The sequence below is a fragment of the Virgibacillus sp. 7505 genome, assembly GCF_002272135.1.
Lineage (GTDB): Bacteria > Bacillota > Bacilli > Bacillales > Amphibacillaceae > Terribacillus.
The window spans coordinates 170,767-185,581 of record NZ_NPBF01000025.1 but is presented as its reverse complement, the minus strand read 5'-3'; the positions used below and the strand labels follow the sequence as shown (position 1 = coordinate 185,581).

The 14,815-nt window shown below is 45.3% G+C and carries 13 protein-coding genes and 2 riboswitches; of the genes, 1 reads left to right on the top strand and 12 read right to left on the bottom strand.

Annotated elements, in window-relative coordinates; translation table 11 throughout:
* Nucleotides 1-9 precede the first annotated feature (9 nt).
* Nucleotides 10-109: riboswitch (purine riboswitch) on the bottom strand.
* 119 nt (nucleotides 110-228) lie between these two features.
* The 5 genes from CHH91_RS10700 to CHH91_RS10680 all read right to left on the bottom strand — a co-directional run bounded on the left by CHH91_RS10700 (nucleotide 229) and on the right by CHH91_RS10680 (nucleotide 5,117).
* Nucleotides 229-447, bottom strand: coding sequence for an NETI motif-containing protein (locus CHH91_RS10700; protein ID WP_095223430.1), 219 nt, complete (start codon nucleotides 445-447; stop codon nucleotides 229-231).
* Entirely contained in the window at nucleotides 410-985 is a 576-nt protein-coding gene (locus CHH91_RS10695; protein ID WP_095223429.1) for a DUF2179 domain-containing protein, read from the bottom strand. The genes CHH91_RS10700 and CHH91_RS10695 overlap by 38 nt, the downstream gene beginning before the upstream one ends.
* 43 nt (nucleotides 986-1,028) lie before the next feature.
* Nucleotides 1,029-1,796 (bottom strand): tryptophan-rich sensory protein, encoded by a 768-nt coding sequence (locus CHH91_RS10690; RefSeq protein WP_095223428.1) that lies wholly within the window; start codon nucleotides 1,794-1,796, stop codon nucleotides 1,029-1,031.
* Nucleotides 1,797-1,959: 163 nt separating this feature from the next.
* Nucleotides 1,960-3,294 carry an NCS2 family permease gene (locus CHH91_RS10685; protein ID WP_095223427.1) on the bottom strand — a complete coding sequence of 445 codons (1,335 nt, stop codon included), beginning with the start codon at nucleotides 3,292-3,294 and terminating at the stop codon, nucleotides 1,960-1,962.
* Between the two features lie 111 nt (nucleotides 3,295-3,405).
* A riboswitch (purine riboswitch) is annotated at nucleotides 3,406-3,507 on the bottom strand.
* Nucleotides 3,508-3,602: 95 nt separating this feature from the next.
* Complete coding sequence (locus CHH91_RS10680) at nucleotides 3,603-5,117, bottom strand: UDP-N-acetylmuramoyl-L-alanyl-D-glutamate--2,6-diaminopimelate ligase (protein WP_095223426.1); 1,515 nt, start codon at nucleotides 5,115-5,117, stop codon at nucleotides 3,603-3,605.
* 179 nt (nucleotides 5,118-5,296) lie between these two features.
* On the opposite strand from CHH91_RS10680, the gene CHH91_RS10675 reads away from it, so the two are divergent.
* A complete protein-coding gene (locus CHH91_RS10675) occupies nucleotides 5,297-6,349 on the top strand; it encodes an FUSC family protein (protein WP_095223425.1) in 1,053 nt (350 codons plus the stop codon).
* A gap of 17 nt (nucleotides 6,350-6,366) precedes the next feature.
* Here CHH91_RS10675 and guaA read toward each other — a convergent pair whose 3' ends face one another.
* The 7 genes from guaA to CHH91_RS10640 form a co-directional block, all read right to left on the bottom strand.
* Nucleotides 6,367-7,887 carry a glutamine-hydrolyzing GMP synthase gene (gene guaA / locus CHH91_RS10670; RefSeq protein ID WP_095223608.1) on the bottom strand — a complete coding sequence of 507 codons (1,521 nt, stop codon included), beginning with the start codon at nucleotides 7,885-7,887 and terminating at the stop codon, nucleotides 6,367-6,369.
* A 249-nt stretch (nucleotides 7,888-8,136) separates the two neighbouring features.
* Nucleotides 8,137-10,326: a DUF4129 domain-containing transglutaminase family protein gene (locus tag CHH91_RS10665; protein WP_095223424.1), complete on the bottom strand. Its 2,190-nt coding sequence runs from the start codon at nucleotides 10,324-10,326 to the stop codon at nucleotides 8,137-8,139.
* Nucleotides 10,319-11,563, bottom strand: coding sequence for a DUF58 domain-containing protein (locus CHH91_RS10660; RefSeq protein WP_095223423.1), 1,245 nt, complete (start codon nucleotides 11,561-11,563; stop codon nucleotides 10,319-10,321). Before CHH91_RS10660 ends, CHH91_RS10665 begins: the two co-directional genes overlap by 8 nt.
* Complete coding sequence (locus CHH91_RS10655; RefSeq protein WP_095223422.1) at nucleotides 11,553-12,521, bottom strand: AAA family ATPase; 969 nt, start codon at nucleotides 12,519-12,521, stop codon at nucleotides 11,553-11,555. Before CHH91_RS10655 ends, CHH91_RS10660 begins: the two co-directional genes overlap by 11 nt.
* Nucleotides 12,522-12,674: 153 nt before the next feature.
* Nucleotides 12,675-13,892, bottom strand: coding sequence for a cation:proton antiporter (locus tag CHH91_RS10650; protein WP_095223421.1), 1,218 nt, complete (start codon nucleotides 13,890-13,892; stop codon nucleotides 12,675-12,677).
* Between the two features lie 3 nt (nucleotides 13,893-13,895).
* Complete coding sequence (locus tag CHH91_RS10645) at nucleotides 13,896-14,393, bottom strand: cation:proton antiporter regulatory subunit (protein ID WP_095223420.1); 498 nt, start codon at nucleotides 14,391-14,393, stop codon at nucleotides 13,896-13,898.
* 11 nt (nucleotides 14,394-14,404) lie between these two features.
* Nucleotides 14,405-14,623: an AbrB/MazE/SpoVT family DNA-binding domain-containing protein gene (locus CHH91_RS10640; RefSeq protein ID WP_095223419.1), complete on the bottom strand. Its 219-nt coding sequence runs from the start codon at nucleotides 14,621-14,623 to the stop codon at nucleotides 14,405-14,407.
* Between the last annotated feature and the right edge of the window lie 192 nt (nucleotides 14,624-14,815).

Sequence of the window (14,815 nt, the reverse complement as noted above, 5' to 3'; positions counted from 1 at the left end):
GCTCATAATCATGCAGTCATCTTCCCTCATAGTCCGCCATTTACGGTAGCAGGTAGAGACTTCCGGACCGTATTTCCGGAAATATATGAGGTACGATCTATAAAGCACAGCTTCTAGCTTTATGCTGTAGTGTTGTCAAATCCAGCCGTGTCTTTCATGCATGTTTATGATAACAATTCTGACACACATCGTCAATGAAAAAATCGAACGATGGTTAAATTGTTATATTTAATGTTCGGTTTTTAGTAATTTCGTATCAAAAATAACTTTCCTTCCGATCGGTTCTACCTTCTTTGTTCCATTCTCGGTGGTCTCTCGAAAAATTGGTTCTTCCATCTTCCGGACTGGCAGATAACCCTCTGCTTTGATACGATCCAAGCAAGCATCGATTGTCTCATTCTCACCGAGCTCAAATCGTTTCTTTGCCGGCTTCTTTTCTTTTGGCATTACGAATACGCTCCCTCTTTACACTTTTCACCCAGAAACCGCCAAAGATTTGACGAGGCTCGTAGGCAATGATAAAAGCCTTCGGATCGACTTCTTTAATAGCCTCATACAACTGAAGTTCGTATTTACGAGGTGTCAGGATCTGCATGGCAAGTCGGTCCCCGTCCATACCGTAAGCAAACCAGCTGGTAACGCCATAACCCTTTTCACGAAGTCGTCTCGTAAACTCGATACTCGGGTCGGATGAGATGACGTTGACGGTAATGTAGCCGAGTGCCAGCTTCTCTTCTATCTTCGAACCGAGAATGACACCGATTCCGAAGCCAAGTGCATAGGCAATCAGGTTCTGGATTTGATCCAAATTGTCTAGGACTAGGCCAAGACCAATCGTATAGATCGTAATCTCGAATACACTGACGCCTGCTGCAATATACCGTCTTCCTTTTAATGTGAGGATGACACGCAATGTATTAAGACTTACGTAAACGATGTTAACAACAAAGATGATCAGCAGCATGACGAGCGGTATTTCCAGCAACTTGCATCCTCCTCTTACACAAAAAAATTAGTACCTTATTGAATCAATATCCATACTTACGTTTTTTCCTGCGGAACAAATGAATCGGTATCGCAATCAATATGATCACTGCCATGATACTAGCTATCGCTGTAATAGCCGGGAACTCTTCTGCCCTCGCAGCAGCAATGGCAAAATACGCCCAAATGAATACAAGCGGATAGACACTATCCCGGAAAACATGCATAAAGCCAATAGCCAGAATTGCACCGGCGATTAGAATGATGATTGTCCATACTTCTCCTGACAAAAGCCATCCTTCAATATTATCAATCCCTAGCGATACAAATAAAATGCCGACATTCAGAATTGTCGCGACGGAAACCCAGCCGATATAAATCGAAAACGGGAACAAATCAAATTTCCGTCGGTCAGATGAAGTGGCAATGGTTTGATACAGAATAATCAAGGAGACCAGCAGCGCCACCATCGGAATGATAGAAATGCTGAATAGCTGATAATGGAAAGTGAATAGCCAGGCAATGTTGAAGATACAGCTCGCTACGAAAGCTCCAGCTGCCTTTCCATACCATTCTGTTTCACGTGTCGACCGCAGAAATAAGCGGATGACCCAAATAAAAGTGAACAAATAAATAACTCCCCAAATACTGAAAGCATAACCTGCTGGCTGAAATAATACATCAAGCTGATCAGATAGTTGACGGGTGTTCTTCCCTCCGAGCGGCAAGGCGTTGGACAGGTAATTGACGACGATGACTGCGATAAATGCCAGTAAGCTGAACCAAGCCAGCTTCACTGAACGGTTACTCATAGGTACTCCTCCTCCTCGCCCGCTGACAGACGATTTTAATCTCTCGTAAGTATAATACAATTATACCCGTCACCGCCGCAATCAACGCATAAAGGTAAAATCCGATCACAAAACTGTCAATTTTCACCCAACTAAAAAACCGCCCCGATAGGAGCGGCTTCTATTATGCCAAAAAGATGAAGTATAACAGGAATACAACGAACAAGAACCACATGACAGGATGGATTTCCTTCGCGCGCCCTTTTGCAAGTAAAGTAAGCGGATAGAAGATGAAACCAACTGCAATACCAGTAGCGATACTGCCTGTGAGCGGCATCATGAGAATCGTAAAGAAAGCTGGTACAGCAAGCTCTGTTTTATTCCATTCAATTTCCTTCAAGGAAGTGGCCATCAGGACACCAACCACAATCAAAGCTGGAGCTGTTACTTCATTGGTGATGACAGATAACAGCGGGCTGAAAAATAATGCCAACAGGAAACAGATTGCAGTAACGACGGCTGTGAAGCCAGATCTTCCCCCTGCGCCTACGCCTGTAGTCGATTCAACATATGCAGTAGTATTGGAAGTACCTAAGATAGCACCTGCAACTGTCGCACCGGAATCTGCAAGCAACGCTTGTCCAGGATTCGGCAATTTACCATCTTTCATCAAACCAGCTTTGCTGGCAACTGCAACCAATGTACCTGCTGTGTCGAAGAAATCGACAAATAGGAAAGTCAGGATGACAGTCAGCATTTGGATTGTGAAAATATCACCGAAATGAGAAAATGCTGCACCAAATGTAGGTGCAAGGCTTGGTACACTTCCGACAACGTCACCAACTGCAGTTGGAGGATCGATCAAGCCGACAATCATACCTGCTGCCGCTGTAATGATCATTCCAATGAAAATTGCTGCACGGAATCCGATAACCAAGAGGATTGCTGTAACAAAGATACCAAAGATAGCTAATAGCGCCGGACCGCTGTGGATATCGCCAAGAGCCACAACCGTATCTTCACTCATAACTACGAGATTCGCGTTCTTCAGACCGATGAAAGCAATGAAAAGTCCAATACCAGCACCGACTGCCAGCTTCAAGGTCGGCGGGATCGCATTGATTAAAAGTTCTCGCAAACCAGAAAGAGATAGAATCATGAAAATCACACCAGAAGCAAGTACGCCTGCCAATGCAGTTTCCCATGGAATTCCATAAGTAAGCACAACCGTGAAAGCGAAGAATGCATTCAACCCCATACCTGGAGCGAGTGCTATTGGCAATTTAGCGAAAACACCCATGATCAGGGTACCAATTGCGGAAGCGATAGCTGTAGCAGTGAAGATTGCGCCAGCGTCCATACGGCCGCCATTTATTGCGCTGTCAGGCACGCCTTGCAGAGTCAGCACATTCGGATTGACGAACAGGATATATGCCATCGACAAAAATGTCGTGATACCGGCGATTATCTCAGTCCGGTAAGATGTGTTCAATTCGTCAAAACGGAAAAAACGTTTCATAACTTGTTACTCCTCCTGTTGCTTCGATTGGGCAGGATAAGCTTTCAAATAAAAAACACTTCTGCCAAGGGCAAGAAGCGTTTCTTATCTACACCACATCTGATTATGTAACTCAGATCGAAATGTCAGCGTAGTCAGGTTAATGACGGTAACCTGGTAGAAACTCATGGGCCATATTCCCAAAATTATACGAAGACGAAAATATATAGTATTAATACTCTTTCACTATAAAAGCATTTTGCCTGCTTCGTCAATGTTTTTTCGGTAAATGTACCTAAGAATAGTATTAGTAATCGTTTCCATCCTATTCAACTGATAGTGGGTTGCACCTTTTCTGCATGTTGTTCTTCAAAATATGATCGAATGATAGCGTGATCAGAATGTGGTATAGCTTTTCCTCTAACGAACTGCGCGCCGTTGATTTGTCCGCCTGTAAGCAGGACAATATCTCCTTCTTCGCTGAGATCTAGTGCAAGACAGACAGCTTCGGCTCTCGTCTTTGCCGTGGACACATTATGCACTCGGTCAGTAAAGCCCTTACACACCGCATCGATGATGATTTTCGGATCATGATGGCCTGGATGATCAACAGACACTACAATCTCATCAGCTCTTCCCTCGATTGTCTCTGCCATTTTCGGCATCTTCCCGAAATCCCTGATACCGACTCCCAATATCATTACAATCAAGCGACGATGCGGAATAGCGTTTACCGCCGTCAGGAGCTGATCCAATGCAGCTGGAGTGTGGGCATAATCGAGAATGATTTTCCTGCCGCCGTACTGTTCGATTACCTCAAAACGCCCCTCGGGACTTTCGATTGTTGCTAAGACATCCACGATTTCTTCCAGATCAAAACCAAGCTGCATCGCTGTCCCTATTGCTGCAAGAAGATTAGCCACATTGTACTCACCATAAATCGGTGCATGAATTGTATAGGAGCTTCCATTTGTATAAAGCTCAAATTGGATACCAAGCGCATCTGTGTGTATATTTGAGGCAATCAAATCTGCCCCGCTATTTCTCTTAAGGCTATATGTCAGCAACTTCCCTTGGTACGTATCCAGAATATCCTGCGCCATTCCTTCGTCATCTATATTTACGATCGCAGTAGCGGCTTGTTCAAATAATTTCATCTTCGCCCGCTTATAATTCTCCATCGTTCCATGGAATTCCAAGTGCTCTGGCGATAAATTCGTATGAATTGCAACATCAAATGTCATGGATGCGGTACGCTTTTGATCCAATGCAATAGACGTTGCCTCCATCACAACCGCCTTCTCCCCCTCCATCGCCAGCTGTTTGAAAAGCACATGCAGATCAGCAGATTCCGGAGTAGTAGGCGTACTTTTAAAGAAATTGATTTTCTCTTTAGACGTAATGATACCGCAGGTTCCAATTGACGTAGTCCGAAGCTGAAGCTGATTCAGCAAAGATCGGACATAAGCCGCAACTGTCGTTTTCCCATTTGTTCCGGTGACAGCAACTGTAACAAGCTTTTTCCAGGCCTCATCTGATAGCAACACTGCCATCTGCGCCATCGCCAGCCGAGCATCCTCTACGACAAGGAAGGTGCAATCCTCATACTGGCGATAATAGGATTTCAACAATTCTTCATCCGTTCCTACAATGATAGAAGCACCTTGCGCAATACTATCCTCGATAAAGGCGTGCCCATCATGATTATCCCCTTGTATACAAACAAAAACATCATGTTTCGCTATAAAACGGGAATCAAAACGGACGTTATTGGCAATCGTACTGGAAGTACCGTAAATACGTTTGAAATTGACTTTATTCTGTTTCATTAAATTGATTATCATGGCTACCCCCTGAGTTACCGGTCAAAGTATTTTCTTCTTTTACCCGTAACTTACTGCGGTTATACCATCACTTCAAAAAACATGCTCCAAGCCCCATAACTCTTCCAGTTACAACCATTGCCTGCCAGCTATATACACTTTATAATGTAAACATGATCCATCAAAGGTGTTGACATAAAGTGAAGAAGTATTTCATCGGCAGTCGTGTCATCAAGACAGGGATTGCTGTGTTTTTTACTGCATTAATTTGTGAAATCGTACACATATCTCCGGCTTTTGCGGTCATTGCCGCTATCGTGACGATTGAGCCGACAATTCATGCATCCATACAAAAAGGTCTGATCCGTTTACCAGCCAGTATGGTCGGAGCAGCATTTTCCGTTCTTTCCATCTATTTATTCGGAGCTTCTCCGCTGACCTACACGGCAGCGGCTTTTTTGACGATTCTGGTTTGCTACAAACTGAAGCTCCATGCAGGTTTGATTGTAGCAACGATTACAGCGGTTGCTATGATCGACGTTGAGCATACTAGTTTATGGGCGGATTTCTGGGCCCGTCTCGGCGGAAGCGTCATTGGAATCATCATTTCTACTTTGGTTAATATGTTTATCCTGCCGCCAGATTACTTCAAGAAATCTCGTCAGCAGTTAGATTTGGTTATATCGCATACAAATGAGCTGCTTCATGCCTTTGTCGAGATACGGATTAGGCAAACACAAGGAGACCAGCCAGTCCAAAGTTTGACAGCATCATTCCGCCAGCTGACCGACCAAAGGCTGCTCCTGGAACAGTATGTGCAGCACCAGCAACAGGAAATCCGTTATCATTTTCCAACTTCAAATGCGAAAGCGGTACTGGATAAAGAGGCCGCCCTGACTCAGAAGCTGAAATTAGTCCATTACCATCTTTGGAATTTGATTCACGCTGGGCGAAGCGGCAAACAGCTGCATTGGAATATAGAACAGCGCAACCGTTTTAGTGCAGCAGCTGAAGCAGTCCAAGAAAGAATGTCACATTGGATGAAGGAAGATCAGGTGTCAGATGAAAGACTGTTCCATGACTTGTTCCAGCTATTCTGGAACATCGACATGCCGAAAGATCCGGAAGATGGCTACTTTCCGATTGAGAGCATCTATCTGTATGAATTGCTTTCCATTCACGAGCTCATATGTGACCAGCATTCCGAAAAAAACAATTTGCTTATACAAAAAGAGGCCATGCTATCTGATTGATAGCATGGCCTCTTTTTTTATTCCCACTCGATTGTTGCTGGTGGCTTACTAGTTATGTCATACACGACGCGGTTTACATGATTCACTTCATTGACGAAGCGTACAGAGATACGCTCCAATACATCCCAAGGGATACGAGCCCAGTCGGATGTCATTCCATCGATACTAGTTACCGCACGAATACCTAGCGTGTAATCATACGTACGAGCATCTCCCATTACACCAACGCTCTTGAAGCCAGGAAGGACAGTGAAGTACTGCCAGATATCACGTTCAAGACCAGCTTTCGCAATCTCCTCATGCAGGATGGCATCGGATTCGCGGACGATTTCCAGTTTCTCTTCTGTGATTTCACCGATGACTCGGATTGCTAGTCCAGGACCTGGGAACGGCTGACGGTGAACGATTGCATCCGGCAAACCAAGCTCTGTTCCTAGTTCACGTACTTCATCTTTGAACAATGTTTTCAATGGCTCGATCAATTCAAACTGCATATCTTCCGGCAGTCCGCCCACGTTATGGTGAGATTTGATCGTCTGTGCTGTTTCTGTACCACTTTCAACGATGTCTGTGTACAGTGTACCTTGTGCAAGGAAATCCATGTTTTCAAGCTTGGATGCTTCATCATCGAATACATAGATGAATTCATTACCGATGATTTTACGTTTCTGTTCTGGATCGGAAACGCCTTTCAGCTTGCCCAAGAAACGGTCTTGAGCGTGCACTGCAACCAAGTTGATTTTGAATTCGTCACGGAAAGTCTTCTCAACCATTGCACCTTCGTTTTTACGAAGCAAACCATGATCCACGAAAATACATGTCAGCTGGTCGCCGATTGCTTTGTGGATAAGAGCAGCTACTACGGAAGAGTCCACTCCGCCGCTCAATGCACATAGGACATTTTTGTCACCGACTTGCTGGCGGATCTTTTCTGTTTCCATTTCGATGAAGTTCTCCATTGTCCATTCCGCTTTTGCATGGCAGACGTCAAAAACGAACTGCTTCAGCATATGGTTTCCGTACTCGGAATGGCGCACTTCAGGGTGGTACTGAACACCATAAAGGTTACGATCTTTGTTGCTGATGGCAGCAACTGGGGTGGACGGGCTTGTAGCATCGACGCTGAAGCCTGGTGCTGGATCCAATACTTTATCACCATGGCTCATCCAGACTAGCTGTTTTTCCGGTGAATCTTTAAAGATGACAGATGGGTTTGTCAATGTGATTTCCGCACGGCCGTATTCCCGGCTGTCAGCACGCTGGACATTTCCTCCGAAATGCTGCATCATCAGCTGCATACCGTAGCAGATACCCAATACTGGAATTCCTAGTTCGAAGATTTCTTCGTCACAGCGGAAGCTATTTTCGTCATATACACTGTGCGGTCCGCCGGAAAGGATGATTCCTTTCGGGTTCATCTTGCGAATCTCATCTGCTGTCAGTTTGTGGGAATGTAATTCGCTGTATACACCGAACTCCCGGATCCTTCTTGTGATCAATTGATTGTACTGGCTTCCAAAGTCCAGTACCAATATCATATCTGTATCGATATCCAAAGTCTGTCCACTCCTTCATTATTCTCTAGATATAAGCAGGTCGGGTGCATGCACCACATTTTACCTTTATCACGTCTTGAAAAAACAGAAGCTGAATCCGCGCCATGTTCAAGGCGGAATCCAGCAAAAGTAACGTTGTCGGCTCAAGCCTTCACAAACGTCAGCAGCACTGTACTGCGTCCTTCTGAAGGTGCTTATTGCCTCTTATTCTATCAATGTGCCCAAAATGGGTCAAGATGCCGCTTGTTTAATTAAATTTTCCCACAATTCTACAGCATTTATCCATGCAGGTGCACTTTTTTCATTGCGGTACAGAATTCTTTCGTATTCGCTCGTAAGCTCAGACATCCGTTTATTGCCGAATTCCTGATCAATTGTAGCGGCATATTCCCTGAGTGTCTGACCAGAATGACGCTTGAATCCCTTATGCGCCAGCAGCCGCAGCAAATAATGATAGGCTTTACCATATGTCTCCTCGGATTGTTCATTCCGGTATTTTCGAATGTAATAGGCTGTCAGCCATTTATATCGGGTGAAATACAAGGCAATAGCGGCTAATAAAAGTACGGCCGACGGAATAATCCAATACAGTGGATGAAGTGAATTACTAGCCGTCTGGCTATCTGCCACCTGTTCTTCTTCCTGCTGCTCTTCTGGCTGCTCTGGAGCCGGACTTTGTTCTTCCTGTTCAGGCGTATCTGTTTCTGCTTCTGGAGTTTCTTCTGCCGCATCTTCATCACTAGTAAACTCTGCAGGGTTCGTAAATCCTTGCGTTGGTTCAAACGGAACCCAACCAGTTTCCGGGAAATACACCTCCACCCATGAATGGGCATTTCCGTTCGTAACGATATAAGAGGACATCCCATCTGGAGTGGATATATTCGGGTTCGAGCCCGGCTGTCCTGCCGTGAACCCTTTCACCCAGCGCGCAGGAATATCAGCTGATCGTAACAGTACGACCATTGCAGAAGAAAAGTTATCACAATACCCGATTTTGCTTTCAAATAGAAACTGATCGACATAGTCCTGATCATCTTCCGGTACAGGTATATCCTGTGTCTGATACTGGAATCCGTTTTGATTGAAATATTGTTCCACTGCCCTCGCTTTATCATACCGTGTATTGGCAGAAGAAGTTATCTCCGCAGCCAAATCACGGACGCGCTCCGGCAAATTCTCAGGCAGCTGCGTATAACGATAATGGGTATTGTCGTCATCCAGCTCAGAATCATTGCGCAGGTCTTCGATATTATACTGTGGTTCCTCGAAGGCAATTGTGTAATTCTCATCTGGATACTGGGCTCGATTGAATGTTTCCACCACTCCGAAATCCGAATCAACTGCAGCTCCTACTTGGCCGCTGAAAAATGTCTGCACACCATAAGGATATACGAGCCTGTCCAGCACTTGATTTTGACTAGGATAGACGATTGCTTCCCGCGCTTCCGTAGCTACATTTTCCGTGTAAAGATCGATTCCGACCGGATCGCCGCTCTGGAAGCTTTGCGGTTCTGCCTCTCTTGAGCGTTCCCAGCCTTTTCCTGTATACACATCTTTACTGTCAACACGCCAATAACCGCTTGCATCTGTTGCTGCCCAGAAGGCAATGGAATTATCTTGTACGAACGGTCCCCCCAGACGGGAATCATTTTCTCCGTATCCGACTTTTTGAATACCGCCTTCTCCTTCATTTTCATTGTTGTTATCTGACATCGTTTGGATGAATGGCACGGGATCAGCCCATTGCGGCGGGAGCTTCGGTGCTGCATAGCCTACCGCAGCCGAAACGGCAAGTATGGATAGAAGCGGGATACTCCAGAGCAGAACTTGCTTCGGAAACTGCCGTTTTTCTCCGCCCTGATATAGCCTCGCGAAGGCAGAAATCCCCATCGCGAAAAAGCTGATCAGAAAGACACGGACAATTGCTCCGCTGCCATCATAAGGTGTAAACGTATCAAGTATCCCGATGTACAGGAATGTCATGATAATAAAGAAGAAAATGCGATTGGCAACAATGAACCAGTAATAAAGCAAATAGCTCATCAGCCAAAGCAGAGTCAAAAATAATAGCGTTCTAAAAAATGGCGTAAGGAATGCAAATTCGCCAGTGAAGAGCAATTTGAGATTGCTTTGCAGCTCCGATAGGATGAAAGTGAACCAGCTTCCGGATATCAAGTTTTCCTGCATTAGAAATACTTGCAGAACTAATACCATCAAAATGAACTTCAACAAAAAGCTAAGCCACCAGCGCAGCTTGAGAGCGGACAACAGGAAGCAGATAGCTGTGAACACGACAAAGACTGGCAAATTGCCTGTATCGCTGATCTGATCAAGCGGACGAAGCCATTCCCAAAACAAAAGGAATCCACACACAAAGATAAGATAACGCAGCCATTGTAATTGACCGACCCTTCTACTCATTCCGCTGCACCTCCGTTTTGGCTGTTTGCTGAATCGGATAGATGTCCATTAGATGACCAAGCTGGCGAACTTCCCGTATAAGGTTCTTTTCCTTGGTTCCGACTTCAGCGTGGCGATAGATGTATAAAATGGTCAGTAGATAGCCGCTCTGCCTTAGTTTGCGCAGCACAGCCAGCTCCCGGCTGTCCAAATCGGTTGTTACATAGTAGACTGTCGACCCTTTAGGCTGTCGTGACAGTTCTGCTGCCAATGCCTGAAGCCGCGGCTGTTCCTGCTCCTGCTGTACAGTAGTCAAATACTGCTGCACACGCTGAAGCTGCGCACTGCCCATTGCGGCAGGCAGCCACTTGGCTGAATTGCCGATGCTGATGAAACCGACTTGCTCATTTCTGCTTTTCAGCTTCTGATAGACAGAAAAAGCAATGACGACTGCATATTCAAAAAGATCTGCCGTCTGTCCGGTTCCCCTTCTATCAAATGCGACAAGTACATCTGCACTTTTTTCCTGTTCGAATTCCTTCGTCATCATATCCTGTTTTCTGGCGGAAGCTTTCCAGTCGATCCAGCTGAACCGGTCACCCGGGGTGTACTCCCGTATGCCAGAGACGACGCTCGTCTGCTTTGAACGCGGAGCATAAGCAACAGCAGCGCCTTCTTCAAAGACGCTTTGCGGATTCCCGACTGTAATCTCTCTTTCAGCTGGGTAAACATGCAGCTTCTGCATGACTTCAAAAACCGCTTCTTTTTCGACCAGTTGAAATGGGTCGCCAGTACGCAGACGAATTTGATGAAAGCTATGCTCACCTCGCGGAAGTCTATCCAGCACATAACTGACTCGGAGATGCCTCCGGAACCAAGGAAACAGAATATGCTGCTTAGGCTGACGCAAATGGGAAATCTGGAGTGTTCCATCTGGTCTGCTCACCTTCAGCAAGGATCTGTCATACAAATCTTCCATTTCTAAATATACAAGCGGGAAAGGGAAACGACGAGTCAAGCTGATTTCGACGGTCACTTCTCCGCCGCTCCTGATATATGATTTGGAAAGCGTACGATCCACCTTCCAGCTGCTGAGTGGGTAGCCCAGCATCAGGAGCACATAAAGCAGAATCGGAAGAAAGGCATAAAATAGGAACCAGCTCACAAAACCGCCTTGGAACATGCTATAACAAAACAGGATGGCAGCCAGCAAGGCTATACCAACGAGCTTAAAAACAAAGCGGAACTTACCTTTCATGTACAGATTCCCTCTCGACAGGTACGTCTATAGCCTTCAGCAGACGCTGAACCAATCTTTCAGGTGTCAGCCCATCATAGCGTGCCTCTGAACGGAGTAAAATACGATGGCCTAGAACAAATGGCGCCAAAACTTGCACATCATCCGGGATTACATAATCGCGGTTATGAATATAGGCATATGCCTTCGCAGCCCGCATCATAGCAATAGATCCACGCGGACTAAGCCCAAGATAAACATCCGGATGGCTGCGTGATAATTGCGCCAAATCCACTATATATTGCTGTATCTGAGAATCGACATACACGTTTGCTGCCGCTTCCTGCATGTTCAGCAAATCGGCTTTAGTCATGACAGGCTCGACGCGATTGATTGGATGTTTCATACCAACAGCATCAAGCATCTGCATCTCTTCTTTTGCATTCGGATATCCCATCTGTATCTTCAGCAGGAAGCGGTCCAGCTGTGCCTCAGGCAGCGGATAAGTTCCTTCGTAGTCAACAGGGTTCTGTGTTGCCATTACAAAGAACGGATCATCTAGCGGCAGTGCATTGCCCTCTACTGTGATATTCTTTTCTTCCATCGCCTCAAGCAAAGCAGACTGTGTCTTTGGAGATGTACGGTTAATCTCATCGGCAAGTACGATATTCCCTAGAATCGGTCCAGGACGAAACTCAAATTCCAGCGTTTTCGGATTGTATATGGAAACACCTGTAACATCAGATGGCAATAAATCAGGTGTGAATTGGATACGCTTGAAATCACAGTCAACTGAACGGGCAAGGGAGCGGACCAGCATCGTCTTGCCCACACCAGGAACATCTTCCAATAGAACATGACCTCCAGCGAGCAGCGCAGTCAGACTAAGTACAATTGGTTCTTCTTTCCCTATGATCACTTTATTGATATTATCTATGATCCGCGATACAGCCGGATGAAAGATTGATAGCTTCGTCATGCAAGCATTCCCTTCAAATAGGATTCGACAGAATATTTTGGACAAGTGTTCCTTATATGTTACCTGCCATACACGGATTGCCGCAAGCTATTTACTTGTAAAATTATTGGCATAACAAAAAGAAGGCACACATTGTGCACCTTCTTTTTATAATCAGGATTGACGAACCCTTTTAGGCTTGACTTCCTGCCATTTGAATATCTTATTAAGGAAATTGAAGATATGCTTAGATTCTTTTGTCATCAATGGGCCAAGTATGGCAAGAATCAGCACGTACAGCGCCGAGAAAGGCTGCAGCACCCCCATAAGTCCTCCCGCCAAACCTATATTGGCCATGATGATGGAAAATTCTCCACGGGAGACAATGGTCAGGCCGATGTTCGTGGACGCTTTATGTGACAGACCTGCCCGTCGTCCTGCAATCATACCAGCAACGAAGTTACCGATTATTGTGATAGCAACAGCTCCGAGTGCAAGCCATACAGCGTCTCCCAGTGTTGTCGGATCGATGCTCAGACCAAAACTGAAGAAGAAGATGGCCCCGAAGAAATCACGGAATGGGACAACCATATGCTCGATCCGCTCACCTTGATCGGTCTCAGAGAATACAAGCCCGAGCAGGAGCGCACCGATTGCTTCGGCTACATGGATTGTCTCCGAGAAGCCTGCAATAAAGAATAGTGATGCGAAAATGACAATGATAAATACCTCATTAGAGGAGATACGTAGAAGCTTGCTTAAAAGAGGTGCTGCCTTCCGTGCAATGACGAAGAACAACAGCATATAACCTAGCGCAATCAGAATGGACAGGATTGTTCCTCCCAAGGAATTGGAGTCACCTAGTACCAAGCCTGATACAGTGGATAAATAAACAGCGAGGAAGATGTCCTCAAACATAATGATACCTAGAATCAATTCTGTTTCCGTATTACCGGTACGGCGCAAATCAACGAGGACTTTTGCGACAATCGCACTGGAACTGATTGTTATGACACCTGCAATGATCAATGTTTCCTTGATTGGAAAACCAAGTATGAACGGATACAGGAAGCCGAGTGCAAAGTTGATCCCGATATAGATACTGCCGCCTACGACAATATTTTTACCTGATTTAATCAGCTTCCCGATTGAAAATTCGAGTCCCAGATAGAACAGGAGGAATAGAACACCAATTCGTCCGAGGAATGCGATGATTTCTTCACTGTGGACAAACTGGAGATTAATGATGCCAAAACTAGGTGCATGTGGTCCGACCAGCATCCCGATGATAATGAGGAATGGGATGATGGAGAAGTTTAACTTGTTGGCAAGTATGGCTGCGATTGCGATTAATACAAGCGCAGTCCCTACTTCAAAGACTAAATGGTCCATAGTCTATCCCCTTTCTTTCAAGAATAGTTCACTGCTGGCACGTTTTATATCTGCCCGCTCGCCGGAAATGACGATTGTATCTCCGCTTTTGAAAATCGAATCAACACCTGGATTCAGCTGCTTGGAATGATCTTTACGAACGATCCCGATGATATTGATATTGTAGTTCTGACGAATGCCGATTTCTCCAATGGACTTACCGATAATCGGTGCATTCGGGCCAAGCCTAAACCATTCGATCACAAGGTCATCGAATGCGACTTCAATTGTTTCCACTGCTTTCGGCTTATACGTCATTCCACCGATGATAGAAGCTAGCTGTCTTGCCTCAGAGTCGGTGAAAGTAACACCGGAGATGCTTTCGTCCAAATCTTCATCATCGTAATGGTAAACTTCCCGACGGCCATCATCATGGATGATTACGACAACTTTATCGTCATTTTCCGTCATAAGCTCGAACTTCCTTCCGATACCCGGCAATTCTGATTCACGGATGTTCATACTGATGCCTCCTATTTTAAATGTTTTGCTTTCTGGACGACTTCCTTGAACTTACTGTCGCTTAGTATTTCCTGCAGATCGTGGATCGAATCAAGATCCGCCTTCGCCATGAATACGATTCCGCCTTCTTCAACGAATGCAACATGCTCCCCTTCCTTGACGCTGAGCACATCCCGGATATGTTTCGGAACGGTGATCTGCCCTTTTGAACTAAGCTTTGCTAATTCCATGATTTCGCCCTTCTTTCAAGTTTTCCTTACATTCTTTACTTTCCTTACAAACCAAGTTTACTATATACCCAAACTGCATGCAAATGACGCGCTTACATTTTGGAACCTTTTCTGCCAGCTCTGTTCAATAATTTGTCACAAACAAACCACGTTTACTTTGCCAAATTACACTAGTCAACTTACTGCGTATCC